At 69.7% G+C, this 26134-nt stretch carries 26 protein-coding genes, 1 tRNA gene and 1 pseudogene; 8 read left to right on the plus strand and 20 right to left on the minus strand.

All coding sequences use genetic code 11. The features are described 5' to 3' along the window. Positions 1–83: 83 nt before the first annotated feature. From IE160_RS12730 to IE160_RS07425, 9 genes are all read right to left on the minus strand, one after another. Entirely contained in the window at positions 84–698 is a 615-nt protein-coding gene (locus tag IE160_RS12730; protein WP_224744409.1) for a UvrD-helicase domain-containing protein, read from the minus strand. Beyond that, positions 695–1900 (minus strand): ATP-dependent nuclease, encoded by a 1206-nt coding sequence (locus IE160_RS07390; protein ID WP_191150678.1) that lies wholly within the window; start codon positions 1898–1900, stop codon positions 695–697. Before IE160_RS07390 ends, IE160_RS12730 begins: the two co-directional genes overlap by 4 nt. Positions 1901–1920: 20 nt before the next feature. Continuing rightward, positions 1921–3122 (minus strand): IS3 family transposase gene (locus tag IE160_RS07395; RefSeq protein ID WP_191150673.1). Its coding sequence is split into 2 segments (ribosomal slippage): positions 1921–2826 and positions 2829–3122, totalling 1200 coding nucleotides; the frame shifts between segments, so codons are not numbered across the junction. A 46-nt stretch (positions 3123–3168) separates the two neighbouring features. Then, entirely contained in the window at positions 3169–3852 is a 684-nt protein-coding gene (locus IE160_RS07400; protein ID WP_191150679.1) for an AAA family ATPase, read from the minus strand. A gap of 426 nt (positions 3853–4278) precedes the next feature. Further along, a tRNA-Pro gene (locus IE160_RS07405) sits at positions 4279–4355 on the minus strand. 93 nt (positions 4356–4448) lie between these two features. Further along, positions 4449–5333 (minus strand): MBL fold metallo-hydrolase, encoded by an 885-nt coding sequence (locus tag IE160_RS07410; protein ID WP_191150680.1) that lies wholly within the window; start codon positions 5331–5333, stop codon positions 4449–4451. 35 nt (positions 5334–5368) lie between these two features. Beyond that, positions 5369–5830, minus strand: a complete 462-nt coding sequence (locus IE160_RS07415; RefSeq protein ID WP_179872024.1) for a HEPN domain-containing protein — start codon at positions 5828–5830, stop codon at positions 5369–5371. Next, positions 5827–6417, minus strand: a complete 591-nt coding sequence (locus IE160_RS07420; RefSeq protein ID WP_191150681.1) for an ArsR family transcriptional regulator — start codon at positions 6415–6417, stop codon at positions 5827–5829. Before IE160_RS07420 ends, IE160_RS07415 begins: the two co-directional genes overlap by 4 nt. A 69-nt stretch (positions 6418–6486) precedes the next feature. Further along, positions 6487–8055, minus strand: a complete 1569-nt coding sequence (locus IE160_RS07425) for an MFS transporter (RefSeq protein ID WP_191150682.1) — start codon at positions 8053–8055, stop codon at positions 6487–6489. An 82-nt stretch (positions 8056–8137) separates the two neighbouring features. On the opposite strand from IE160_RS07425, the gene IE160_RS07430 reads away from it, so the two are divergent. The 6 genes from IE160_RS07430 (at position 8138) to IE160_RS07455 (ending at position 13704) form a co-directional block, all read left to right on the plus strand. Then, positions 8138–9049, plus strand: coding sequence for a TetR/AcrR family transcriptional regulator (locus IE160_RS07430; protein ID WP_191150683.1), 912 nt, complete (start codon positions 8138–8140; stop codon positions 9047–9049). Then, entirely contained in the window at positions 8949–10505 is a 1557-nt protein-coding gene (locus IE160_RS07435; protein ID WP_191150684.1) for an HNH endonuclease signature motif containing protein, read from the plus strand. The genes IE160_RS07430 and IE160_RS07435 overlap by 101 nt, the downstream gene beginning before the upstream one ends. A gap of 40 nt (positions 10506–10545) precedes the next feature. After that, on the plus strand, positions 10546–10836 hold the full coding sequence (locus tag IE160_RS07440; protein ID WP_191150685.1) for an SdpI family protein: 291 nt from the start codon (positions 10546–10548) through the stop codon (positions 10834–10836). Next, positions 10836–11576 carry a pyroglutamyl-peptidase I gene (locus IE160_RS07445; protein ID WP_191150686.1) on the plus strand — a complete coding sequence of 247 codons (741 nt, stop codon included), beginning with the start codon at positions 10836–10838 and terminating at the stop codon, positions 11574–11576. Before IE160_RS07440 ends, IE160_RS07445 begins: the two co-directional genes overlap by 1 nt. Beyond that, entirely contained in the window at positions 11573–11971 is a 399-nt protein-coding gene (locus tag IE160_RS07450; RefSeq protein ID WP_191150687.1) for an NUDIX hydrolase, read from the plus strand. The genes IE160_RS07445 and IE160_RS07450 overlap by 4 nt, the downstream gene beginning before the upstream one ends. Before the next feature lie 62 nt (positions 11972–12033). Then, complete coding sequence (locus IE160_RS07455) at positions 12034–13704, plus strand: cation:proton antiporter (RefSeq protein ID WP_191150688.1); 1671 nt, start codon at positions 12034–12036, stop codon at positions 13702–13704. Here the strand turns inward: IE160_RS07455 and IE160_RS07460 are convergent, their stop codons facing one another. Further along, a complete protein-coding gene (locus IE160_RS07460; protein WP_191150689.1) occupies positions 13705–14721 on the minus strand; it encodes a sodium:calcium antiporter in 1017 nt (338 codons plus the stop codon). Positions 14722–14817: 96 nt separating this feature from the next. After that, complete coding sequence (locus IE160_RS07465; RefSeq protein ID WP_191150690.1) at positions 14818–15306, minus strand: NUDIX hydrolase; 489 nt, start codon at positions 15304–15306, stop codon at positions 14818–14820. 91 nt (positions 15307–15397) lie between these two features. On the opposite strand from IE160_RS07465, the gene IE160_RS07470 reads away from it, so the two are divergent. Then, positions 15398–16147: a YqjF family protein gene (locus IE160_RS07470; RefSeq protein ID WP_191150691.1), complete on the plus strand. Its 750-nt coding sequence runs from the start codon at positions 15398–15400 to the stop codon at positions 16145–16147. Between the two features lie 4 nt (positions 16148–16151). Here IE160_RS07470 and IE160_RS07475 read toward each other — a convergent pair whose 3' ends face one another. From IE160_RS07475 to IE160_RS07510, 8 genes and pseudogenes are all read right to left on the minus strand, one after another. Further along, positions 16152–16751, minus strand: a complete 600-nt coding sequence (locus tag IE160_RS07475; RefSeq protein WP_179872036.1) for an MOSC domain-containing protein — start codon at positions 16749–16751, stop codon at positions 16152–16154. 184 nt (positions 16752–16935) lie between these two features. Further along, positions 16936–18498, minus strand: a complete 1563-nt coding sequence (gene der / locus IE160_RS07480) for a ribosome biogenesis GTPase Der (RefSeq protein ID WP_179872037.1) — start codon at positions 18496–18498, stop codon at positions 16936–16938. Next, positions 18495–19160, minus strand: a complete 666-nt coding sequence (gene cmk / locus IE160_RS07485; RefSeq protein WP_191150692.1) for a (d)CMP kinase — start codon at positions 19158–19160, stop codon at positions 18495–18497. Before cmk ends, der begins: the two co-directional genes overlap by 4 nt. Before the next feature lie 34 nt (positions 19161–19194). Further along, entirely contained in the window at positions 19195–20313 is a 1119-nt protein-coding gene (locus tag IE160_RS07490) for a prephenate dehydrogenase (protein ID WP_191152010.1), read from the minus strand. A gap of 93 nt (positions 20314–20406) precedes the next feature. Continuing rightward, positions 20407–21198: pseudogene (locus IE160_RS07495) on the minus strand (pseudouridine synthase); the annotation flags it as partial. Continuing rightward, positions 21188–21844: an SMC-Scp complex subunit ScpB gene (scpB, locus tag IE160_RS07500; protein WP_191150693.1), complete on the minus strand. Its 657-nt coding sequence runs from the start codon at positions 21842–21844 to the stop codon at positions 21188–21190. The pseudogene IE160_RS07495 and the gene scpB, both read right to left, overlap by 11 nt. Then, entirely contained in the window at positions 21834–22688 is an 855-nt protein-coding gene (locus tag IE160_RS07505; protein WP_179872042.1) for a segregation and condensation protein A, read from the minus strand. The genes scpB and IE160_RS07505 overlap by 11 nt, the downstream gene beginning before the upstream one ends. Next, positions 22672–23559, minus strand: a complete 888-nt coding sequence (locus IE160_RS07510) for a ParA family protein (protein ID WP_152583736.1) — start codon at positions 23557–23559, stop codon at positions 22672–22674. Before IE160_RS07510 ends, IE160_RS07505 begins: the two co-directional genes overlap by 17 nt. Before the next feature lie 821 nt (positions 23560–24380). Between IE160_RS07510 and IE160_RS07515 the strand changes: the two genes are divergently transcribed. Beyond that, positions 24381–25043 carry a hypothetical protein gene (locus IE160_RS07515; protein ID WP_191150694.1) on the plus strand — a complete coding sequence of 221 codons (663 nt, stop codon included), beginning with the start codon at positions 24381–24383 and terminating at the stop codon, positions 25041–25043. A gap of 70 nt (positions 25044–25113) precedes the next feature. Here the strand turns inward: IE160_RS07515 and xerD are convergent, their stop codons facing one another. Beyond that, on the minus strand, positions 25114–26133 hold the full coding sequence (xerD, locus tag IE160_RS07520; RefSeq protein WP_179872044.1) for a site-specific tyrosine recombinase XerD: 1020 nt from the start codon (positions 26131–26133) through the stop codon (positions 25114–25116). Position 26134 lies beyond the last annotated feature (1 nt).

Here is a 26134-nt window from a genome sequence, read left to right on the forward strand (position 1 = left end):
ATCAAAGACGGACTGGACATGATGGTTGAATTCCTGGTTCTCCGCCCTACGTCAAACAGCGGACTTGCTCCGAGCGACTGGCCTCACCCAACCCTGACACGTAGGGAATCGGAGATGAGCGCGCGTAGGTCAACATCTTCAAGCACTGCGCGAAGTACATGTCTGACATCTTCGTGATCCACAATGCCCTGCCCAAGTATGGACTGGTGTTTGGCCTTGGCTCCTACACCCCGTGCTGGCTTGGTGACCATCCGACTAAGTGACACCACTTGTCGTTTCGAGTTTAGGCTCGCGTAGCGCCGCCAATTGCGATCTGGGACGAGGTACGTGAATCCGTCAAGCCCTCGGTAGTCGTCCCGAACGTCGAGACGCTCATGACTCCCAGGCCAGCTGATGATCTTTTCTCTTATGAGTCGATGAATTAGGTCAACATAGACGTGATCAAAGGTGGCAATTCGATGTGGGTACACGAGGCAAGATTCGCCCCAGCGGCTAGTGACTCGTTGAGCTAGCTCTCGAGCTGCTGCTCGGTTAAACGTGAGCCCCAAGACGCCTCTGTCATCCCCACGTTGGTATCGATGGAAGCCAAAACGCTCCGCAGCGACCGTGGTCTTTCCACTGCCCGGAGCCGAGACGATGTCCACCAGCCGATCCTCGGACGCGGCTGCGAGCACTTGCTCATCTGTGAGATGGATCATTGATCCTGAGCGGAGGAATCCGTGCGCTTGACAGCTCCACCGTCATAGAGCCAATCGAACATAGCCTCCAGTTCGGCCGGAACATGGAATGCGGCCCGATCCGAGTCGATGGCGTCGGCAAGTGCTACTGAGAATGCCCCCTTGTCGACGCCTCGAGCTCTGAAATGCTGATCGATACCGTCAGCCGTGAAAGCGAACGGTCTTGTCAGACCAGCTGTGTCAAACACTGCTTCGAAGAGAGACTCATTTCCAGCCGCGAGAGATGGCTCCAAGGTCGGCATTGACCAGAAGAACTTTGCGGTATCGGCGTCCAATTCGGTGTGCCAAGCAGGTGGCTTAAATGATTTCCCAACGTCGCGGTGATCTGTATCTGCGAGCGCTGCTACGCGGGCAACAATTTCATGCCCAGGAGTGGCAAGAAGCCGAATTGGCCATTTTCCTATCTTGTGACCGACCGGGAATATGGCAAGCGCATCGACAAAGGCGAACTTGCTGCGATCGCCGGCGGCCCACGCCCGACCGATGACCCGCATGAGCATCGCTTCGGTTACACCTTCAACGACGAGGAGGTTTTCAGCGAACAGGGCGGCGGAGCGGTTCGCATCGAGGTGGAGTCGTGTTTGCCGCAAGAGAGACTCCCGCTCCCCAGGAGCGATGGGGACAGATCCAAGTGCACGGGCCACGGGGCGCCCCGTCTGCTCACGACGCAAGACAACGATCTCCGCAGGATCGCAAGCCGCAATGAGTTCTGAAGAGTGCGTGGTGACGATCACCTGGATCTCTGGTCGAGCGCGTACGACTTCACGCAGATAGCGAATCAGACCGTATTGAAGCTGAGGATGGAGGTGCGCTTCCGGTTCCTCAAGCAGAACTGTCACGTGAAATAGGTCCGGGTAGAAAGAGTCCGCGTCTGCTTCGGCGGATTCTGCCGTCTCGGCTAGTCGCGCCCTAGCCGCAGATGCGTCGAAGTCCTCAGAACTTTCGGACCTGCTGACCTGATCCTCCGTCGGTGCAACGCTCGGGCTGGATGCCTCAATCTCCTCTGGTCGGGACAAGTCAGGAATCCCAGCCAGCGTGACTGCAATGTGCAGGAGGTTGACGAATCCAAGGCTTGATACTTCAAGGCGTTTGCCCGCCAGTCGGTCTGGTACGAGAGCAAGCAAGAGTTCAAGCACTCGCGCGAGATATCGGGTCTGCTGCACGGATAGGTGACACGGTTTAGTCACGCAGCCAGTGCGGCTGGCGTGTTCATGATGGCCTCGAACTCGACCGGGGTCAATCGGCCCAGAGCGGCTTGCCGGCGTCGCCGGTTGTAGGTGCGTTCGATCCAGGTGACGATCGCGATGCGCAGCTGGTCGCGGGTGCCCCAGGAGCGGCGGTTGAGGACGTTCTTCTGCAACAGCGAGAAGAACGATTCCATCGCGGCGTTGTCTCCCGCAGCGCCGACTCTGCCCATCGATCCGACCATGCGGTGACGGCTGATCGCTCGGAGGAATTTCCGGCTTCGAAATTGGCTGCCTCGGTCGCTGTGGATCACGCAGCCGGCGACGTCGCCGCGCATCTGAGCGGCGTTCTCCAGCGCTCGAACGGCCAGGCTTGACTTCATCCGCGAGTCGATCGAGTAGCCGATGATCTTGTTCCCGAACACGTCTTTGACGGCGCAGAGGTAGAGCTTGCCTTCCCCGGTTCGATGTTCGGTGATGTCGGTCAGCCAGAGCCGGTTCGGGCCATCGGCGGTGAACTCATGCCGGATGCGTCCGGTCTCGTCCACGACCGCGCAGAGGTCGTCGTGGACTGGCGGGCCTGCCTTCTTGCCGTTCCTGCCGCGCTTCTTTCCGAACGCGCTCCACCAGCCGTTGTCGCGGCAGATCCGCCACGCCGTCCGATCAGCCATCGATTCTCCGGCGTCGCGAGCTTCGTCGGCCAGCAGCCGATGCCCGAATTCCGCGTCATCCTGGTGAGCATCGAACAGCGCGTTCGCGCGATACGCCTCCACCCGATCAGCGTTCGTGATCGGCTTTTTCAGCCATCGGTAGTAGGGCTGGCGGGAGAGCTTGAGAACCCGGCACGTCACCGTCACGGGTATCCCGTCAGCGGCGAGCTCTGTCACGAGCGGGTAGAACCTTTTCCCGGCAGATGGGCCTGCCCCAAATACGCCGCCGCGCGGCGGAGCACCTCGACCTCCTGCTCGAGCAGCCGATTACGCTGACGCAGCTCCCGCAACTCGGCATCACGATCGCCCGGGGACAGCGACCCCGACTCGGCAGCCTGCCGGGTAGCGCGGGAGCGGGCGAGCCACTTCGTGAGCGTCATCGGGTGAACCCCGAAATCGTTCGCGATCTGCTCGACCGTCACTCCCGGTTCGCGATTCTCCGCGACGCGCACGACGTCATCGCGGAACTCTTTCGGATAAGGCTTAGGCACGATGGCATCCTTCCAGGCCCACCCCTCGGGCAAGCCATGTCAGATGTCACCTATCCGTGCAGCAGACCCATCCATCATCAACTCTCTGGTGTCCAAAGAATGCGAAGTGCTCTCGGACCCCGGCGCTCGCCATCGATAGGTGATTCCCGATTCGCTCTTCAAGGCCCACGAGGAGGTCGTGCTCAGTCATCGAGGTGAGCATCGCGTCGGCAACGGAGCGAAGCGACGCAAGGCCACCGGTCTCGGGGCGCCGTCGCTCCTCAGCACGAAGAAGCTCAAGCAACACGCGTGCGTCGCGTCGCGAAAGGTCATCGATGGGGTTCCTCTGGGCTGGGAGATACACCAATCGCACGTTCTCGTGCCCCTCCGTGGGCGACACGACATGCCCAGCGCGAACCTTGCCGAGTGAACGCTCGAGCGGGCGCCCCCATCTCGGGGCTTCATGGCCCATTTCGTAGAGCGATCGCCCGAGCGCGCCCTCAGCTTCGAGGTCGCCTTCCAACGAGTACTGGACATCAACCGCGCGAGGCGTGTCTCCTAGGGCTGCTCCGTCGATCGCCGGAAGTTGCGGAAAACGATGACGATGCGCCAACACGATGGCTTCGTTGATAGTGGTCTTGCCAGTCCCGTTCGCACCGACGATTAGAGAAAAGCGTCCGGGCAATTCACACGAGATTGGGTCGACAGCCGATGCACGAAACCCGTTAACCTCTACACGACGAAGATGCACCTGGACTCCTCAATCCGATGATTGCCACATTGGTCGTGAAATTGAGCGACCTGGGCTCCTTAATGGACCGACGCACGCAATGGTCTGTGGGGCAACGTCGGCCAATCTGGCCGACGGAATTGACAATAGATCAGTGGACGCTTGCGAGACAGAAGTTCGACCGCGTGTCATCAGCACAGATCTTGCTCGACTGCGAGTGAAACGAACACGCCGACCCGGTACGACAACACAAACGCGAGCAGGTTGGTCTTCGCGAGTTGAAGAGAGATGGCAGGTTGTGGATTTGTCCCCACCGGCTCCCCCACACGTTGCTGCGCAACGCGTGGGGCCCCTCGCGCGGCGTGGGCCCACCTGCTCGCAGGTGCAATGTTGATTAGCCCGACCAAATGAAATGAGGGGCCGTCGTTGACGGCCCCTCATTTCATTTGGTCGGGCTGACAGGATTTGAACCTGCGACCCCTTGACCCCCAGTCAAGTGCGCTACCAAGCTGCGCCACAGCCCGTGGCTGGCCCGACGTGCGTGGGCCGGGAGCAAGCTTAGCGGAGGTGGAGGGGTGGTGCGTGCGGGCACCGCGAGACACTGACGAGCTTCGCCGTCAGGGGGCAACCAGGGTGGGCAGGGTGTTCGGGTCGTGGGCGGGGAGGAGGCGCAGGGTTGGGTTCAGGGACTGGAGGGCCACGAGACGACGTGCAGTGTCTAGCTGAGTAGCGCGGTCTCCCACGTCGGGCACTATGGCGCGCGGGAGCAGGCTGGGGTCGTAGGTGGCGTCTCCTGCGAGGAGGAGAGGCGGAGCATCCCCTCGGCGGATCAGGAGGCTCATCGAACCCGGGGTATGGCCGGGGGTGGGCAGGAGGAGCAGCGTGCCGTCGTCGTGGATGTCGTGGGCGGTGGCGAAGGGGGCGAGCAGCGGATCATCCGTGGGGGTGAACGACACCGGGGTGAACGCGGCGGTGGGCGGGGCCACGTGGTCGGGCAGGATGCCGTGCAGCTGCGGGCGCTTCTCGTCGAGCAGGGCCAGCTCGTCCGCAGCCACCAGAACCGGCGTGGAACCCAGCTGCGGCACGCCGCCGGCATGATCCTGGTGCAGGTGCGACAGAGCGGCGTAGGCGAGCGACGAGACCGGATGCCCGATCTCAGCCAGCTGCGTCGCGAGATCGTGCCCGGGGCTCACCTCGAAGCGCGCCTGCCGACGGTACACCCAGCCGAGCGGGCCGCGCGGGTAGAAGTGCGGGTCGGTCACCGAGGCGAGCGGCTGGCCCGTGTCGAACAGCACCGTGCCGCGCTCGTGCTCGACGACGAACACGTGCACGGGCATCCAGTCGCTCCACGTGCGGGCGGTGAGCGTCCACCACAGCATGGGAGTTCCCGTGCCGGCGATGTTCTTCGGCCGCACCTGCACGCGCCCCACGGTGAGGGCGTGCACGGCGCCGACCGGGCCGGAGGAGGGTGCGGGGGCGACCGCGCGGGCAGGAGCTGACATGGAGTCAGTATTGCACCGAGGTCACCCGGCTCGGCTCAGAAGGGCGTGAGGTGAGGCAGGACGAGGCGGACAGCTCGCACCGCCTCCTGAGCGACGGTGATCGCATCCGTCGCGTCATCCGCCGTCGCGGACGGGGTGTCAACAGACGGGTACTCGTTGTCGTTGCGAGCACGACGGATGCGGTCCACCTGACGGCCGATCCGATTCGGCGGGTCGAGCTGGGCAGAGACCGCCTCCGTGACGGCGATGTGGCCACCCGAGCGGGTGGGCCGGATGCCCTGCGCGAGCAGGAGCGAGGTGAGCGCCTTGCGTGCCGCGTCGTAGGCAAGTGCCAGCGCGCCGACGGGGTCTTCCTCCACGATCGACCTGGCTGCCGTGACGTGGGTGTCGCACAGCTCCAGGGAGCGCTCAGCGAATTCAGGTTGCGCGGCGACCCTCTCGAGTTCACCGCGGTGCAGAAGCTGCTCGATCGTCGCCCGGCCCTGCTCCCATGTCATGCGCTTACTCCGGTGTCGACGTCAAGGTCGACCCATGGTCGCGCACGCACCGTCGCGACGAAAGGATCATCCACAGTCGCCCATCGCTCCGGGGTGATCGTCGTGGCGTTGACCTCCCGACGCAGCCGACCCTCTGCTCGCCGCAGAGCGTCGTACAGCTCGTCGCGATCAGGTCGCCCGACTACGAGCAGATCGATGTCACCGGGCGGCGGGCCGGGCTCTCCACGGCGTCGCGCGGCCCACGAGCCGAAGAGCACCGCCTGCACGATGCCCGGCACCGACGACAATTCGCGGGCGACGACGGGCTGCGGCCCGTGCGCGAACATCGCGATCTCCCGCACCGCCTCGGCAAGAGGGTGGCGCACGTTGAGTCGGTAGACCGCTCGACGCCCCACCGGAGTCGCCTCGATGATGCCCGCGTCGTGCAGGCGGGCAAGCTCGCGCGTCACGGTGGGCAGGCTCGCCTCGACCTGCCGCGCCAGGTCTGCCGCCGTCTCCCCTCGATGGCTGAGCTCGAGGGTGGCCAGGATCTGCCCCTGCGCGTCGGATCGGAGAAGAGGGAAGATCGCCGGTGCCTCTACTTTCATAAACAAGATGCTAGCATTTGTTTATTGAAAGTTTATATGGATCTGTGGCGAGCCCGTTGCCCAAGCCCGTCAGTCTGGCACTGTCACCGCCACCGCCTCGACCTCGGCCCGCACGTGACGCGGGCCCACGATCGCCGCGACCACCGCGGTGACGACGAGCACGGCGGCCGCGACGAGCAATGCCGTCGTCGTGCCGTCGAGGAACGCCTGGCGCGCCGCCGCGACCACCGGCTCGGCAGCGGCACCCAGTTGCGCGACCATCGGCGACTGCGTGAACGCGATCGAGCCCTCCACGGCCTCCGCGGCCGGCCCGGGCAGGCCCGCCGCGACGTCGGCGACACCGGTGCGGTAGACGGCCGCGAGCACGCTGCCGAGCACGGCGATGCCGAGCGCGCTGCCGAACTCCCGAGACAGGTCGTTCACCGCAGAGGCGACGCCCTGCTTCTCGTGGGGCAGCGCTTGCGTGATGACCGTCGTCGACGGCGTGCCCGCGAGCGCCATGCCCGAGGCAAACACCACGAGGCCGAGCGCGAACACCCAGTAGAGGAAGTCCACCTCGAGGAGGGACATGATCGCGAAGCCGCCCGCCATGAGCACGAGCCCGAGCGGCACGACGCGGCGGTAGCCGAACCGGTGAGCGATGCGCGGGGCGTTGCGGGCCAGTGGGATCATCACGAACGGCAGCGGCAGCAGGCACACCGCCGCCATGAGCGGGCTCAGCTCCACCACGAACTGCAGGTACTGCAACGCGGTGAAGAAGAACCCGAACGCGGCGAAGAACTGCACCGTCAGCACGAGACTGCCCGCCCCGAGCCCGCGCACCAGGAACAGACGCGGGTCGAGCAGAGCATCCCGCCGCCGCAGCTCCCACAGCACGAACGCGACCGCCGCCGCGAGACCCACCGCGAGCGCGACCTTCGGGCCCGGCTCCTCGGCGTCCGTCGCCGCGATCTCGATGATGCCGAACACGATGCCGCCGACCGCCACCAACGAGAGCAGGGCGGCCGGGGTGTCGAAGCGCGGAGGGTGAGCATCCCGACTCGGGGGAATCACCGCCGCCGACAGGATGAGCCCCGTCACCGCGAGCGTCACGTTCAGCCAGGAGAAGGAGTGCCAGTCGAAGAACTCCAGCAGCAGGCCCGAGCCGAACAGGCCCAGCACCGCTCCGCTGCCCGCCACGCCGACCCAGACGCCGACGGCCTTGCCGCGCTCGGCGGGCGGGAAGCTCGTCGTGATGACCGAGAGCGTCGTCGGCATGATCGCCGCCGCGCCGATGCCCATGACGGCGCGCAAGACGATGAGGGTGCCCGGGTCGGCTGCGAACGCCGCGCCCACCGCCGCCGCTCCGAACAGGGCGAGGCCCACCATGAGGATTCCCTTGCGGCCCAGCCGGTCGCCGATCGCGCCGGCCGCGAGCAGCAGGCCCGCGAAGACGACCGTGTAGGCGTCGACGATCCACGTGAGCTCGGTCTGCGTCGCGCCCAGGTCGCGGGCCAGGCTCGGCAGGGCCACGTTGAGGCCGCTCACCGCGGAGACGACCGTCATGAGCGAGAGGGCGACGGTGAGGAGGATGAGGCGGCGGCGGCGCGGGGTGAGTGCTGGTCCCGGGGTGGCTGTCGGTGCCGTGGTGGGCCTCATGAATTCCTCCTGGAGAATTAATTCCTCATGTGATGAAATCACTAGGGATGCGCGGCGCGGGCCGCAAGAAGGGCGCGCGGTTGTGGCTGATAGAGGTGCGGGGGCCGGGCGTCGGGCGGGGCGGCGGCCGGGCGCGTCGAGCGCCGCCGAGAGCCGCGAGACCATCGAGCGGGTCGCGCGCGAGCAGTTCGCCGAGCTCGGGTACGAGAAGGTGAGCGTGCGCGGCATCGCCCGTGCGGCCGACGTCGACCCGAAGCTCGTGCACCACTACTACGGAGGCAAGGAGGCGCTCTTCGCCGCGATCGTGCAGCTGCCGCTCGCCCCCGCCGACATCGTGGCCGAGCTCGGCACGCCGAGCGACGACTCCCCCGGCACGCGCCTCGCCCGCATCATCCTCGACCTGCAGGCGAACCCGATCGCGCGCATGACGATGATGAGCATCGTCCGCGCGGCCGCGAACGAGCGGCACGCGGCCGAGCGCATCCGGTCGATCCTCACGCAGCGGCTCTTCGAACCCCTCGCCCGGCAACTGGGGGTGGATCGGCCGCAGCTGCGAGCATCCCTCATCGGATCTCAGGTTGTGGGCCTCATGATGGCGCGCCACGTCGTCAAGCTGCCCGCGCTCGTCGCGGCCTCCGATACCGAGCTCGCGGAGCTGCTCGCCGCCACGATCGATGCGGCGCTCGGGGTCGGTGGGGCTGGGGTGTACGGGGCTGGGGCGCCGGGGCTTGGGGGCGTCTGGGACGTCGGGGGCACAGTAGACCTGCACCGATCCTCCCCACCTTCCCCTCGCGTGACGTATCCCCAGCCCGAGATCGACGCACTCCACTGTCGGTGGTCGAATGTATGTTCGAATCACGAACCAGCACACGGCACCGCGGAGGGAGGCGACCATGACCATCACGACGATGCTCGCGCCGCCGATGCCCGCGGTGCCCGCCGCCGCGTTACCGCGCCACCCCAGCCGGGGCGCGACGGACGACACCATCAGTGAGGTGAGCGGCGTCGTCGAGGTGGCGGGCGCACTCACTGCCGCTCGGGATGCCCTTGCCGCCGTCCCCCGCGAGGTGCAGGTCTTTCGCGCTCTGGACGACGCCGAGCTGCTCGACCTCACGCGTCTCGCGGCCGACGAGGTGCGCCTGGCGCAACTGCACGTCTCGCTTCTCGCCGGAGAGATCGCCCGACGCTCCGCACCCGAGCTCGGCCACGCAGGTCTCGCGCAGCGCACCGGGCACCGCACGCCCGAGGAGATGGTGCGCGTCACGACCGGCACCCGCGTCGCCGATGCCCGCACCGCCGTCCGCGTCGGCACGACGGTCGGCGCCGAAACGCCCACACCGCTGGGCGACGCCGTCTTGTCAGGTCGCGTCAGTGTCGCCGTCGCCGACGCCGTACGCACCGGCCTCGGCCGGCCGACCAGCACGATGAGCGAGACCGATCTCGACGCGGCCGCCGAACGTCTTCTGCCCCGACTGGACGGGCTCGACGCCGACCGCGCCGCACGCGAGGCACGCACCGTGCGCGACGCACTCGACCTCGACGGCATCGCCGACCGCGAAGAAGCACGCCGACAGCAGCGTTCCTTCCGACTCGGCCGCCGACCCGACGGCATGGGCTACGCCCACTGGATCCTCGACCCCGAAACCTTCGCCCTCGTCAGCGACGTCTACGACCGCATCACCTCACCCCGACGCCACGAGCCGCGATTCCAGAGCGACACCGAGCGAGAACATGATGCCCAGGAGGCCGCGCATCCAGCCTTCGACGACGACCGCACCCCCCAGCAGCGCGCCAGCGACACCATCGCCGAACTCCTGCGCCAGGGCGCCGCCGCCGACACCAGCCAACTCCTCGGCGACGAACCGGTCGGGGTGCGCATGATCATCGCCGCCCGCACCCTCGAGGAGCGCCGCGGCCAAGGCTGGATCGAAGGCCACCCCGACGCCATCTCCGTCGCCACCATCGAGCGCCGCGCCTGCACCGCCGGCACCATCACCCTCACCGTCGACGGACACCCCGACAACGCCGGCCAACCCCTCAACCTCGGCCGCGAACGCCGCCTGTTCACCCGCGCACAACGCCTCGCCCTCGCCGCCCGCGACGGCGGCTGCCGCTGGCCCGGCTGCCAACGCCCACCCTCCTGGTGCGAAGCCCACCACATCCACCACTGGCACCGCGACCACGGCACCACCGACATCGCCGACGGAATCCTCCTCTGCCGCCACCACCACCTCCTCGCCCACAACAACGGATGGGAAATCGAACGCGCCGGCCCCACCTACCGACTCATCCCACCACCAGGCCCACCCCCATCACCGCACGGCACCCAGGCGAATGCCCGGCTCGGCGCCCATCGCGGAGACCCGCCTGCCGAGCGCGGCAACCCGCCCGCTGAGCCGATCGACATGCCCAGCCGCAGCCCCGCACTGCGAGACGCCCTCCGTGCGTGAACGGGAGCGCGCCCGACAGCACCCCAACTACTCTGGGAGCATGAGCGCGCGCAGCGGGAGCACTGGCAGGCGCATCATGTTCATCGCCGGCATCCTCGTGTTCCTGGTCGGCGTCGCCATCACGATCATCACCCCCGACACCATCGCTCTCGGGCTCACGCTGCTCATTGCCGGCGTCGTCCTCGTCTCCCTCTCGGGAGCGCGACGGCACGGCGCAGAACCGCACATACCTGAACGGCAGGGCGCAGAACAGCACGTTTCAGCCCAGCGCAACGCAGACCAGCGCGACGCAGAAGGCCCCGCGGCCGACAACCCCGAACGGACCACCTGATGCACCTCCCCACCGTGCTCGTCACCGGCTTCGAGCCCTTCGAGGGCGCCGACGTCAACCCCAGCGGCGAGATCGCCCGCCGACTCGGCGACCTCGGACACCCCGACTGCCACCTCATCGCCGAAGTGCTGCCCGTCTCCTTCGCCCGCGCCCCACAGCTGCTCGCCGCCGCCCTCGACGCGCACCGGCCCGACATCCTCCTCATGCTCGGCCTCGCCGAGAACCGCCACGCCCTCACCCCCGAACGCGTCGCCCTCAACCTCGCCGACGCCGCCATCCCCGACAACGACGGCGACCAGCCCACGGATGCTCCGCTCGAACCCCACGGACCCCCCGCCCGCTTCACCCACCACCCGGTCAAGCACATCGCCGCCGCCATCGACGCCGCCGGCATCCCCTCCCAGGTCTCCCTCTCGGCCGGCAGCTACGTGTGCAATGCCGTCCTGTACACCGCGCTCGGCATCGCCGAGCAGCGCGGCACGCACGGAAAGCACAGCGCCGACGCGAGCACCGCCCAGAACGACACCACCGCCGGCACCACCACGGAGCACGACGGTGACCGCGGTGAGCGCAGTGAGCGCAGTGAGCGCAGTGAGCACGCTCGGCACCCTCGCCTGCGGGCCGGGTTCATCCACGTTCCCGCGACCCCGCAGCTCGGCGGCGACCCACGGTTCACGCTCGACGAGCTCGAGCGGGGCATCCGCATCGCCGTCACCGCCCTCCTCGACGAGCCCGCGTGACCGAGGCGCCCACCATTCGGGTCTCGGCCGTGCTCGCCGTCGACGACGCCGGCCGTCTGCTGCTCGTGCGCAAGCGCGGCACCACCGTGTGGATGCAGCCCGGCGGCAAGCCCGAACCCGGCGAGACCGCCGCCGAGACGCTCGCGCGCGAACTGCTCGAAGAGCTCGGCGCGCACGTCGAGCCCGCCGCCCTCGAACCGCTCGGCACGTACACGACCGCCGCCGCCAACGAAGCCGGCACGACCCTCATCGCCGACGTCTTCCGCGCCGACCTTCACGGCCCGCTCACCGCCGCCGCCGAAATCGACGCCGTCACCTGGATGCACCCCCGCGAGTTCCCCCAGCACCGACTCGCCCCGCTCATCACCGAGCACATGCTCGCACTCCTGCCCTAGGCGGCCCCGCCTGCAGCACCTGCCGAAACCCGCCCGCAACGTGGCCTTGCTAGCGTGTGATCATGGAGCTCGAGCTCGACACCTTCGGCACGACTGCCCTCATCCTCGTGCTCGCCGCCGCGATCGCTTTCCTCGCCCACCGCGCCCGGCAGCCGCTCATCATCGCCTTCATCGTCGTCGGGATCATCGCCGGGCCGAGCGTCTTCGACTGGGTGCACGAAGCCGAAGCCCTGGAGCTGTTCGCCGAAATCGGCATCGCCATCCTGCTGTTCCTCGTCGGCCTGAAGCTCGACGTGAACCTCGTGCGCTCTGTCGGGCCCGTCGCCCTCGCCACCGGGCTCGGCCAGATCGTCGTCACCGCCATCGTCGGCTTCGGCATCGCGACGCTCTTCGGCCTCGACCTGCTCGCCGCGGCCGTCGTCGGTGTCGCCATCACGTTCTCCTCCACGATCATCGTCGTCAAGCTGCTCGCCGACCAGCGCGAACTCGACGAGCTGCACGGGCGCGTCGCCCTCGGTCTGCTCATCGTGCAAGACGTCGTCGTCATCATCGTCATGATCGTGCTGACCAGCCTCGGCGAAGGCACGACCGACGTCGGCGCCGAAGCACTGCGCATCCTGCTCAGTGGCGGCGGTCTGCTGCTCGGCATCGCCATCGCCATGCGCTGGGTGCTGCCATGGCTGCTCGACCGCGTCGCCACCAGCCAAGAGCTGCTCATCGTGTGGAGCGTCGCGTGGGCGATCGGCATCGCCGCCCTCACCGACGTGCTCGGCTTCTCCATCGAGGTCGGTGCATTCCTCGCCGGCTTCGCCCTCGCCTCCACCCGCTATCGCGAGCAGGTGCACGCCTCCCTCAGCGGCCTGCGCGACTTCCTGCTGCTGTTCTTCTTCATCGTGCTCGGCGCCGAACTCGACTTCGCGGCGATCGGCGCGCAGGTGCCGCTCGCGATCGCGCTCTCGATCTTCGTCCTCGTCGGCACCCCGTTCATCATGATCGCCATCATGAGCCTCATGGGCTACCCGGCGCGCGTCGGCTTCCTCGCCGGGCTCGCGATCGCGCAGATCAGCGAATTCAGCCTCATCCTCATCGCCCTCACGCGGGACGTCGGCCTCGTCGGGGACGACATCGTGGGGCTCATCACCCTCATCGCGCTCATCACGATCGGCGGCTCGAGCTACCTCATCCCCTACTCCGAACGCATCGCCACCCGCATCGAACCGTTCCTCTCTCGCCTGCAGCGCCGCAACCCGCGCGTACCCGAGCCCGCCACCGGCTCCGGATACGACGCGATCGTGTTCGGGCATGGCCGCTTCGGCACGCAGCTCATCCGCGAGCTCGTCGACGAGGGCTGTCGCGTGCTGCTCGTCGAGTGGGACCCGTTCGCGGAGGTGCGCCTCGAGGACGAGAAGATCGCCGACCGGGTCGACGTCGTCTTCGGGGATGCCCGCAGTCCCGACTTCCCCGAGACACTCCCCCTGCACGACGTGCGGTACATCATCTCCACCGTGCCCGACGTCGACACCAACCTCGTGCTGGCCGGCGCCCTGCGCCACCACGGCGCGACGTGCCCGATCGCCGTCACCGTGCACACCGACAAGCAGGCCAGCGCCTACCGCCCGGCCCTCATCGACGACACGATCTCCGTCGTGCTGCACCCCTTCCGAGACGCGGCCGACGACGCTCTCGACACTCTGCGCCGGCTGGAGAGCGCCAGGTCGGACGACGAGAGCTAGTCAGCCGACCCAGAGCGCCCCGCCCACCGTCGCCAGGTAGAGAGTGGGCAGGGCGATTCCCTCGAAGCCGATGCCCTTGCGGTCGCGCACGACCAGGCCCGCGGCGAGCACCGCGGTGATGAGGATCGTGCCGCCCAGCAGCACGAGGCTCGCCGGCCCCACGTTGGCGTAGATCGTGCCCTCCAGGTAGAACGCGTCGGCGACGGCGATCATGAGCGTGTCGAAGACGTTGCCGCCGATGATGCCGCCCACGCCGAGGGTGAGCGCGCCGATGCGCACCGCCGCGAGCAGCGTGATGAGCTCGGGCAGCGACGAGATCGCCGTCGTCACCGTGAAGCCCGTGACGGCGCTCGGCCAGCCGGTCGCCGCGATGAGCCCCAGGCCGGACTGCCCGATCACCCAGCCGGTCACGCCGACGATGACGGCGAGCACCGCGAGCGTCGTCCACAGTCGACGCGTCGACGTCGTGCTGCGGTCTTCACCGTCGTCGGTGCGAGTGTCTCGCGTCATGCGCGGCGACCACATGGGCGCTTCGCGCATCTGTCGCAGCAGCCGCAGACCGTAGGCGTAGAACAGCGGAATGGCGAGCGTCGCCGGGTGGAACCACCCGATCGCGAGCTCAGGCGTCGCGTAGGCGACGATCGGCAGGGCGAGCAGGCCCACGAGGATGAGCGCCTGCAGCAGGTTGTCGAGCGACGCCGCCGCGTGCTCGAGATTCGCCCGCCGGTAGACGAGGTCGGCGATGGCGAGCCACACCGTCTGAATGGCGACCCCGCCGATCGGGTTGGCGAGAGCGAATTCGGCGTCGCCGCCCAGGGCTCCCGTGATGGTGGTGAGGATGCCCGGCAGCGAGGTGACCGCACCGAGGAACAGCGCCCCGGCCACGGCCTCTCCGAGTCCCGTGCGATCGGCCAGCTCGTCGGCCGTCTTCGCCAGGCGCGTGCCGGCGAAGCCGAGCAGCACGACGGAGGCGGCGAGCCCGATGATGCTCGGCAGTAGCGGCCAGACGTGCGTCATCGCTCCACTCTGCCAGCGGACGGCGCGGGCCGTCGAGGCGCACACGGGCGGTTCACGGGCTCGTCGCTGGCGACGAGCTCGGCGCGGTTCATGAACTCAGTGCAGGCTCAGCCGTTCGCGGAGGGCCGGCCAGCTGGCGGCGAATCCGGGGTGCAGGGGCAGAGCATCCACGTCATCGAGGGGCACCCAGCGCACGGCGACGCTCTCCGCGTCGGCGACGAGGGGTGCGAAGAGCCGGTCGACGCGCACGGCGACGGTCGTGTACGACCAGAAGCCGATGTCGTAGACGCTCTCGAACAGGAGGCTGACCTCGTCGGGCGGCACGCCGGCCTCCTCGACGGCTTCGCGCACGGCGGCGTCCTGGGCGGACTCGCCCTGCTTGCGCGCCCCACCGGGCAGGCCCCACGTGTCGCCGTGATGCGACCACGCCGCGCGATGCTGCAGCAGGATGCCCGCCTCGACGTGCCACGCCAGCAGACCGGCCGCGCCGAAGCGACCCCAGTACTTCGTGCCGTCGGGGCCTTCGACCCACGCGTCGCCGGGATCGCGCAGGTGCGGCGGCGGCAGCGGAGGTCGATCGGTCATAGTGCCCTCAGGGTACGCCGCGCCCCTGCAAGACCGCCGCGCAGGGCCCGGCTCGACCGGCATCCACCGGTGCGGGGGCCATGATGGGGGCATGCTCGACGCACCCGCACCCGCACCCGACCCCACGTCTCCCCCGCTGCCGGGTCGCGCGATCATCCGCCAGCGCTGGAGCGACTTCGTGTTCCTCCACTGGCGCGTCGACCCGCTGCTCGTCGCTCCCATGCTGCCGCCCGGCACGCGGCCCGACGTGCACGACGGCAGCGCGTGGGTGGGGCTCATCCCGTTCGTGCTGAGCGACCACGCGTTCCTGCCGCTGCCTCCGGTGCCCGGTGCTGGCACGTTCATCGAGATCAACGTGCGCACCTACTCGGTCGACGAGCACGGGCAACGCGGGGTGGTGTTCCGCTCCCTCGACGCTGAGCGGCTGCCCTCCGTCCTCGCCGCGCAGGCACTGTTCGGCCTGCCGTACCGCTGGACTCAGGCCGGGATGCGCCTCACCGCCGACACTCTCGAGTACCGCGCGCGACGACGCACCGGCGCTCGACCGCGCACCCGCATTCACGCGCGACCCGGCAGCACTCCTGTCGACACGCCGCTCAGCCGCTTCCTCACCGCACGCTGGGGGTTCCACGAGCGCCACCTGGGGCGCACGATCTTCGCGCGCAACACGCACGAGCCGTGGCCGCTCGTCGACGCGCAGCTGCTGCACCTCGACGACGAGCTGCTCGCCGCCGCCGGGTTCCCCGACCTCGCGGAGCGCCCGCCCGACTCGGTGCTCGCGACCCCGCTGCGGCACCCCGGCGTCACGACCGAGTTCGCCGCGCCCACGCGCGTCGCGTGACCACCTACTCGGGGCGGAACGCGCCCGCGATGGTCGGCGCCACGTCGGGCACGCTCACGACCGTGATCGGGTCGCCTGCACGCACGACGCCTTTGCGCACGACGCGCGCGTAGGCCCCGAGCCGCCGCGAGTCGGCGAAGCGCTTGACCCAGCCCCGAGCATCCTCGCCACCGACCCAGCGGGCGAACGTCTGGCACGGCGTGCGCGGCATCGTCAGCTCGAGCTCCACCGCGTCGGACCCCTCGCCGATGCGCCACCGCTCCCCCACGCGGGCGGCGTTCACGTCGACGCCCTCGACGCGCAGGTTCTCGCCGAACCAGCCGGGGTGCAGCTCGCGGCCGAGCTCGGCCTGCCAGAAGTCGGCATCGGACTGGCTGTAGAGGTAGACGGCCTTGTCGTGGCCGCCGTGGTGCTTGCGGTCGACCTGCACGTCGCCGCGCAGGCCGAACTCGCCGACCTTGACCGGCTCGGCGGTCGCGCGCTTGTCGATCGCCGTCACACCGTCGGGGCCGCCGTAGTCGGGGATGAGCTGGTGGACGACGCACACGGCGGAGACGACGGGGTGCGAGGGGGGATCAGCAACAGCAGGTGTAGCAGGGGGCATGTCGCCAGCCTACGGGTGGGGCGGGCGCACCCGTAGGCGGGCGCCGGGGAACGAACACGATACCGCGCGCGACCGAACCCGGTTGGCCGCTCGAGCTGTGTGCCTTGCGGGGCATGTGCCGTGAGAGGCACACTCGCCCAGCGGCAATCCAAGGCCCCGCCGCCGAAGCGCTCACCAACTCTCCCTAGCGCTTCCTCTTTTCTCGGACACGCATGTTCACTTGAATCGGGGTGCCCTCGAAACCCCACACCTCGCGCAGGCGCCGGGTGATGAAGCGGCGGTATTGCGGGTCGAGGAACCCGGTCGTGAAGAGCACGAACGTCGGCGGTCGCGTCGACGCCTGCGTCGCGAAGAGGATGCGCGGCTGCTTGCCCCCGCGCACCGGGTGAGGATGCTCCGCCGTGAGCTCGCTGATGAACGCGTTGAGCTTTCCGGTCGGAATACGGGTATCCCACGACTCGAGCGCAAGCTCCAGGCCGGGTACGAGCTTCTCCAGGTGCCGACCGGTGCGCGCCGACATGTTGATGCGCGGCGCCCACGCCACGTGCGCGAGATCCTGCTCGATCTCGCGCTCCAGGTAGCGGCGGCGCTCGTCGTCGAGCAGATCCCACTTGTTGAACGCGAGCACGAGGGCGCGACCCGACTCGAGGACGAGGTCGATGATGCGCACGTCCTGCTCGCTCAGCGGCTCCGTCACGTCGAGCAGCACGACCGCGACCTCCGCCTTCTCGAGCGCGGCCGCCGTGCGCAGTGACGCGTAGAAGTCGGCACCCTGCTGCAGGTGCACGCGGCGGCGGATGCCGGCCGTGTCGACGAAGCGCCAGATGCGCCCGCCGAGCTCCACCTGCTCGTCGATCGGGTCTCGGGTCGTGCCCGCGAGCTCGTTGACGACGACGCGCTCCTCGCGCGCCGCCTTGTTGAGCAGGCTCGACTTGCCCACGTTGGGGCGGCCCAGCAGCGCGACGCGGCGGGGCCCGCCGTACTCCTCCTTCGCGACCGCCGACACGCTCGGCAGCACCGTGAGGATGTGGTCGAGCAGGTCGGCGACACCGCGGCCGTGCAGGGCCGACACGGGCCACGGCTCGCCGAGACCGAGATTCCACAGCGCGGCGGCCTCCGGCTCCTGGCGCGCATCGTCCACCTTGTTCGCGGCGAGGATGACGGGCTTGTTGGAGCGGCGCAGCATCTTCACGACGAACTCGTCGGTCGCGGTGGCACCCGTGATGGCGTCGACGACGAAGAGCACAGCATCCGCCAGATCGACCGCGACCTCGGCCTGCGCCGCGACCGACGCGTTGATGCCCGACGCGTCGGGCTCCCAACCGCCCGTGTCGACGAGGGTGAAGCGGCGCGTGTTCCACTCCGCCTTGTACGTCACGCGGTCGCGCGTGACACCCGGAGTGTCCTCCACGACAGCCTCGCGACGGCCGAGAATGCGGTTGACGAGCGCGCTCTTGCCCACGTTGGGGCGGCCCACGATCGCGAGCACCGGCAGGGCCGGCATCGTGATGATGCCGTCCTCCCCGACGGTCGCGCCCTCGAGCAGGTCGAGGTCGTCGTCGTCGAGGTCGTAGTCGGCGAGGCCTGCGCGCAGAGCCTCAGCGCGCTTCGCCGCGAGATCCTCATCGAGGTCGGCCAGGCGCGCGGCGACCTCGCCGGCCGCCTCGGGGGCGAGCTCGGGGTAGTCGTCACCCGCGGAGTCGCGGGCGTCGTCGTCACCGGGGGTGACGGGGGTGGTGTCAGTCATGGGGTCCTTGCATGCACGATGTCGAGGAGCGCCAGCACCGTCTGCTCGAAGTCGAGGTCGGTGGAGTCGAGAGTGGTGACGCCCTCAGCGGCATTCATGAAATCCACCACGCGGGAATCCTGGGCATCCCGCGAGGCCAGCTGCTGCGCGGTCGCCTCGGCCGACACGGCGCTCAGCTCCGCCGACCTTCTCGCCATTCTAGCCTCTGCACTGGCAGTCAGCAGTACGCGCACGGCGGCGTCGGGCGCGACGACCGTCGTGATGTCGCGCCCCTCGACGATCACGCCGTCCTTCGGGTTCTCCGCCATGAGCCGACGGAACAGATTGTTGAGCCCCACCCGCACCTCGGGCACGCGCGCGACGTGGCTCACGACGGCGCTCACGCGCGGCTCGCGGATGTCGCGCGTGATCTCCTCGCCGCCGACGCGCACGAAGTAGTGCTGCGGGTCCATACCGATGGAGTAGTCGAAGTCGGCGAGGCGGGCGACCACGGCATCAGCATCCTTGGTGTCGACGCCCTCGTCGAGGCAGTGCCAGGCGAGCGCACGGTAGGCGGCCCCCGTGTCGAGGTAGGCCCAGCCGAGCCGCAGCGCGGCCTCCCTGCTGACGCTGGACTTGCCGCTGCCGGCGGGGCCGTCGACGGCCACGATGATGTCGCTCATGGGGTCTCCTTGCAGAGGTTCGGGTCGGTCGGGCTCAGCTCGCGCCGGCGATGCGCCAGCCTCGAGACTCGAGCTCGGCGATGAGGCGCTCCTCGGCCTCGGGCACGATGGAGATCTCGGCGAAGCCGATCGGCGCCCCCGGCGAGTGCTCGAGCCGCAGGTCCTCCATGTTGACGCCGAGCTCGCCGATCTCGGTGAGCAGGCGCGCCAGCTGACCGGGGGTGTCGTCGACCATGACGACGAGCTGCGCGTACCGGCGGTCCTCGCCGTGCTTGCCGGGGATGCGGGCGACTCCCGCGTTGCCGGCGCCGAGCAGGTCGGCGAGCGCGCGGCGCGCTCCCGGTGCCTCCGGCTGCTGCAGGGCGGCGATCGCGGCATCGAGGTCGTCGCGCAGCTCGCTCAGGATGCCCGCCACGGGCGCTGCATTGGCCCCGAGAATCTGCACCCACAGTCCGGGGTCGCTCGAGGCGATGCGCGTCACGTCGCGCACGCCCTGCCCGGCGAGGTCGACGGCGGCGTTGCTCGCCCCGCGCAGCCGCGCCGCCATGGCGCTCGCGACGAGCTGCGGCACGTGGCTGATGAGGGCGACGGCGCGGTCGTGGTCCTCGACGCTGAGCTCGATCGGCACGGCGCCGACGTCGAGGATGAGGTCTTCGATCGCTCCCGCCGCGCGGTAGCTGATGCCCTCGTGGCCGGCGAGAACCCAGGGCCGCCCCACGAAGAGGTCGGCGCGCGCCGAGATGGGCCCGCCTCGCTCACGCCCCGCCATGGGGTGCGTGCCGAGGTAGCGGCTCACGTCGGCGCCGAGGGCGCGCAGCTCGGCGAGCACGCTGGCCTTGACGCTCGCGACGTCCGTGACGAGAGCCTCGGGATGCGCTTCCAGCTCGGCGGCCACCGTCGACGCGGTGACGTCGGGCGGCACGGCGACGACGACGAGCGCGGGGCGGTCGCCGGCCGCCGCGGGGCGCCCGGCGCCGTAGTCGACGGCGAGGCGCACGGCCGTCGGCGAGAGATCGGCGAGGGCGACGTCGACGCCCTTGGCGGTGAGCGCGAGCCCGATGCTCGTGCCGAGCAGGCCAGCCCCGACGATGCGCACGTCGCCCTGCAAGCGGCGATCGTGGCCACCAGGCTGGCGCGAGCGCGGCTCGGTCATCGGGGGTGCTCCGGGGTTCGTGTCGAGAGTGTCGGGGTGGTCGACGGTCGCGCGAGCTTCGGCGGCGGCGGCGTCCGTCGCATCCGACCCGCCCCGCGCCGCGCGGCTCAGGGTCAGCAGCGCGCCGCGCTCCACCTTAGTGAGGTCGCGCACCTCCCCCGCGGCGAGCGTGCCGAGGTGCAGGGGGCCGAAGGAGCGGCGCACGAGCTCGACGACGGGGTGGTCGACAGCGGCGAGCATGCGGCGCACGATGCGGTTGCGGCCGGAGTGCAGCGTGAGCTCGACCATGCTGTACCCGCCCACGGGGTTGCCGAGCATCCTCGCCGCGTCGGCCGCGATGGGACCGTCGTCGAGCTCGATGCCCTCCTTGAGCTTGCGCAGCACGGGCGCCGTCACGCTGCCGCGCACCTTGGCGATGTACGTCTTCTCAACCCCGAACCGCGGGTGGGCGAGCACGTTGGCGAGCTCGCCGTCGTTCGTGAGCAGCAGGAGCCCGCTCGTCTCGGCGTCGAGACGGCCCACGTTGTAGAGGCGCTCCTCGAAGCGGTCGGTGTACCGGCGCAGGTCGGGGCGCCCGCTCTCGTCCTTCATGGTGCTCACGACGCCCGTCGGCTTGTTGAGCATGACGTAGCGCTTGGTCGTGTCGAGCTGGATCGCGACGCCGTCGAGCGCGACCTCGTCGGTGGCGGGGTCGACGCGACGCCCCGGCTCGACGACGGGCTCGCCGTTGACGGTCACCCGGCCCTGGGCGATGTAGTCCTCGCACACGCGGCGGGAGGCGACACCGGCGGCCGCCATGACCTTCTGGAGGCGCTCCCCCGCAGGCGCATCCGGAGTCGTCGCGTCTGCGCCCGTCGACTCAGCGCCGGTCGACTCAGCGGACATCGTCGAACCCCGCACTCCCGTCGTCGAGCAGCGGTGAGATCTGGGGCAGCTCGTCGAGCGAGTTGATGCCGAGCTGCGTGAGCAGCAGGTCGGTCGTCGCGAAGTGGATGGCACCCGTCTCGCTGTCGGTGAAGGCTTCCGTGATGAGCCCGCGCCCGAGGAGCGTGCGCACGACCGAGTCGACGTTGACGGCGCGGATCGACGCGATCGCTCCGCGGCTGATGGGCTGCTTGTAGGCGATGACGGCGAGCGTCTCGAGGGCGGCCTGCGAGAGCTTCGACGGGTTCTGCGTCTGCACGTAGTCGCGCACGACGTCGTCGTACTCGCCGCGCACGTAGATGCGCCAGCCTCCGCCGACCTCGCGCAGCTCGAAGCCGCGCCGCGTCCCCGGCGTGCCCACCTCGCTCGCCTCGCCGTCGTAGTCGGCGACGAGCGCCGCGATCGCGGCCCGCACGACGCCGACGGGCCGGCCGAGGGCGCTCGCGAGGCTCACGAGGCTCTGCGGCTCGTCGACGATCATGAGGATCGCCTCGAGGGCGCGCTCCACCTCGATGTGGTCCGGGATGCCCGGGGCCGGGGTCTCCTCGGCGCCGTTCGGCGCGCTCGCGTCGGCCGTCCCGCTCGTCGTGTCAGTCTCACTGGCCATAGTCGGCCCCCAGGTTCACGAGGTTCTCGTCGCTCCAGTTCTCGGCCGTCCACCGCACGGTGAGCTCGCCGAGCGGCTCGAGCTGCTCGAAGCCGACGGCGGCGTGCCGGTACAGCTCGAGCAGGGCGAGGAAGCGCGCGACGATGACGCCCTTGCCCTCGGCGCCCGCGATGAGCTGGCGGAACGACACGGGGTCGCCGCGCCGCAGAAGGGCGACGACGTGCGCCGCCTGCTCGCGCACGGAGATGAGCGGGGCGTGCAGGTGGTCGAGGCCGACGAGGGGGATCTCGCGCGGCGTGAGGGCGAGCAGCGCGAGCGCCGCGAAGTCGTCGAGGCTGAGCGTCCACTGCAGCTCGGGCGTGCGCTGCCGGTACTGGTCCTCGAGCCGCACGGAGCGCACGTGGCGGCGGCTCTCCGCCTCGAACCGCTCGGCGAACCACGCGCTCGCCTCCTTGAAGGCGCGGTACTGCAGCAGTCGCGCGAAGAGCAGGTCGCGCGCTTCGAGCAGGGCGACGTCCTCCGCGTCGACGAGCTCGCCCTGGGGCAGGAGGCTCGCGATCTTGAGGTCGAGCAGCGTCACGGCGATGACGAGGAACTCGCTCGCCTCGTCGAGGTGGTCCTCCGCTTCGAGGGCGCGCAGGTAGGCGAGGAACTCGTCCGTCACGGCGCTGAGGCTCAGCTCGGTGATGTCGCGCTCGCGCTTGGTGATGAGGCTCAGCAGCAGGTCGAACGGACCGTCGAAGTCGTCGAGGGTGACGCGGAACCCGCGCGGAGCATCCTCGACAGAAGCCTCTGCCGCCGCGACAGCGCCCTCCGCGACGGTCGGCTCAGGCGACCTGGCCACGGGCGATCAGCTCTCGAGCCAGCTGGCGGTAGGCGGCGGCGGCCGGGTGGTCGGGGGCGAAGCTCGTGATGGGGGCGCCGGCGACGGTCGCGTCGGGGAACTTCACGGTGCGGCCGATGACCGTCTCGAGCACCTTCTCGCCGAACACTTCGACGACGCGCTCGAGCACCTCGCGGCTGTGGAGCGTGCGCGCGTCGTACATGGTGGCGAGGATGCCGTCGAGCTGCACGGCGGGGTTGAGGCGGTCGCGCACCTTGTCGATCGTCTCCACGAGCAGGGCGACGCCGCGCAGGGCGAAGTACTCGCACTCGAGCGGGATGAGCACGCCGTGCGCCGCCGTGAGCGCGTTGACCGTGAGGAGGCCGAGGCTCGGCTGGCAGTCGATGAGGATGACGTCGTAGTCGTCGACGACGGGGGCGAGCACGCGGGCGAGGATCTGCTCGCGCGCCACCTCGTTGACGAGGTGCACTTCGGCGGCGCTCAGGTCGATGTTGGCCGGGATGAGATCCAGACCCTTGGTCTTGGTCGCCTGGACGGCCTTGCGCGCGTCCTTCTCCTTGCCGAGCAGCAGGTCGTAGATGGTGACGACGTCGTGGCTCGGCATGCCGAGGCCCGCCGAGAGGGCGCCCTGCGGGTCGAAGTCGATGACGAGGGTGCGGCGGCCGTAGTCGGCGAGCGCCGCGCCGAGGCTGATGGTCGTCGTCGTCTTGCCGACGCCGCCCTTCTGGTTGCACAGGGCGATGATGCGCGCGGGGCCGTGGCCGCTGAGCGGCGGCGGCTCGGGCCATTCGCGCAGCGCGCGGCCGGTCGGGCCCTGCACCATGTCGTCGAAGCCCGGCAGTGCCGACTCGTCTGACCTCTCCCCACTCATAGCGCCCCAGTCTAGTGACCGCGGGCTGTGCCGCCGGGCGGCGCTCCGCACGCGCGTGGTTGACTGCTCGACATCGGCCGAGGAGCTCGCACAGCGCGCCGGGCAGGCAACCGGGGATGCTCAGCTCGAGGTCGAACGCACCCACCCGCGCGGCGAGCGCCGCGGCCTGCCGCCCGCGTACGAGAAGTCCTCACGCGCGCCTTCCACAACTTCGGAGTGAGGTGAGTGTCGTTCGCACCCACTCCAAGATTGTGGAAGCGTGCCGCGGTCGGGTGGCCGGTGACGCGACGCCTCGGACCGCGGCTCCCCTGCGTGGTTGACTGATGGATATGGACGGGGAGCCTGGGGCAGCTGAGCGACCGCGAGCTCCAGCGGCTCGCCTACGCGCGCACGTCCACCCCTGAGCAGCAGGCACGAGCATCCGCCGCGGGCGAGGAACTCGCTCGACGCGCCGCGAGAGCCACGACCCTCGAACCCGCACCGCCCGGCGTGACCGGGGAGACGGGAACAGACGAGGGCCCTGCAACGCAGGATGGTGGGGCGAAGGACGGTGCGGTGCAGGATGGCGCGGTGCAGGTCGGCTCGGCAGAGCACCCCGACCTGCCGCCGGAGCGGGCCCACAGCCGGCGGATGCGCGCTGTCGGCCTTACGGGGTTCTCCTCGCAGCCCTCGCCCTCCCCACCATCGCGTGGGCGCTCACTCTGCCGAACCCCGACCCTCTCGCGATCTTCGACGGGCAGCAGGACCCGGCCGATATCGCGCTGCTGACCGAGCTCATCGGGCCGGACGCGATCGCGGCGATCACCTCGGGGCCGCAGCTCGTGCGGCTCGACGGCGACATCGTCGCGATCGCCTTCCGCGCCTCGACCGTGCCCGACGGCCGCAGCACCGACTGGGACGCCTACTGCCTCCTCACCACGCGCGACCCCGAATCCGAGGAGGAGAGTAGACGGATGATCGCCGGCAACTGCGTGACGCCGGAGCGTTTCGAGGCACAGGGAGTCATCGCCGCAGGCGGAACCGTCGGCGAGGAGAACCGCTCCACCGTCGACGCCGTGGTCTGGGGCCCTGAGGGCGGTCCGCGCCGCGAGCGGGACCTCGCGATCGAGACGCTGGAATGGGGCGGCAGCGTGACAGACGCCCTCGCCTACGGCGGACTCCAGTCAAGGGCCGGCGCCGCGACACCCGACATCGACGGTGTCGAGCGCCTCGTCATGGGTCCGGCCCAGATCGCGTCGTCGAGCACGCGCGACGGCCGCACTCTCAGCGTCAGCGCCTACCTCATCGACAGCGCCGTCGAGGGCACCCAGGGCCTCGCGCCGGAGTACTGCCTGCTCGTGACCGCGGACGACGAGACGTCGACCGAGTGCGCGGCGCTGCCGATCGTGGAGCGGGAGGGCGTGAGCGTGCAGTCCAGCAGCCCGCGCGAGAACTGGCTCGTCGAGGTCGGCCCCGACGGCTCCATCCGCTTCGACGGTTTCTAGGAGCGAGCCGGGTTCTCAGAGCGAGCCGGGTTCTCAGAGCAGGCCGGGTTCGCGGAGCAGGCCGGGCGCGCTACAGCGCCCGCGGGTGCGCCGTCGCCCACGCCTCGCGCACGGCATCCGCCGTCACGAGCGTGTACAGCTGCGTCGTCGCGACGGAGGCGTGCCCGAGCAGCTCCTGCACGACGCGCACGTCGGCGCCGCCCTCCAGCAGGTGGGTCGCGAAGGAGTGCCGCAACGTGTGCGGAGATAACTCCGCGGTGAGGGATGCCCGTGCCGCAGCATCCCGGATCACCAACCACACGCTCTGGCGCGACAGCGCCGCCCCGCGCGCGCCCAGGAACAGGGCGGGCGTCGACGAGCCCTGCCGTGCGAGCAGCGGCCGCGCCCGCACGAGGTACGCCTCGAGCGCCTCGCGCGCGTAGCGACCCAGCGGCACGATGCGCTGCTTGCGCCCCTTGCCGAACAGCCGCACGGCCTCCCCCACCGCACCGTCGTCACCGAGCACGTCATCCACCGCGAGGTCGACGGCCTCGCTCACGCGCGCCCCCGTCGCGTACAGCAGCTCGAGCAGGGCGCGGTCGCGCAGCCGCAACGGGTCGTCGCCCGCGCACGCCTCCAGCAGACGCTCGACCTCGTCGATGCTGATCGCCTTCGGCAGGCGGCGCGGCTGCTTCGGCGGGCGCTGCTCGGCCGACACGTCACGGTCGGCGAGACCCTCCTCGACGAGGAAGCGATGCCAGCCGCGCGCGCTCGACAGCATGCGCGCCGCCGTCGACGGTGCTACCCCCGGCGACCCGTCGGCGGGCGCCCGCACCGCGGCGACGAACGCCGACACGTCGGCCTCGCCGATGTCGCCCGGCTGCTCGATGCCGCGCCAGCGCAGGTGCTCGGCGTAACGCGCCAGGTCACGCCGGTACGCCGACACGGTGTGCGGCGAGCGCCCGCGCTCGAGCGCGACGTGCCGCACGTACCGCTCGATCGCCCGCTCGACCGCCGAGGGTGCTCGCTCATTCGGGCTCGCGGCCGTGGAACCCGGCGTTTCGCTGCTCGCGCGCGGCGTGTCGCGCTCCCCGCCCGCACGAGCGACCACC

The organism is Chryseoglobus sp. 28M-23 (genome assembly GCF_014789785.1).
Classification (GTDB): Bacteria; Actinomycetota; Actinomycetes; order Actinomycetales; family Microbacteriaceae; genus Microcella; species Microcella indica.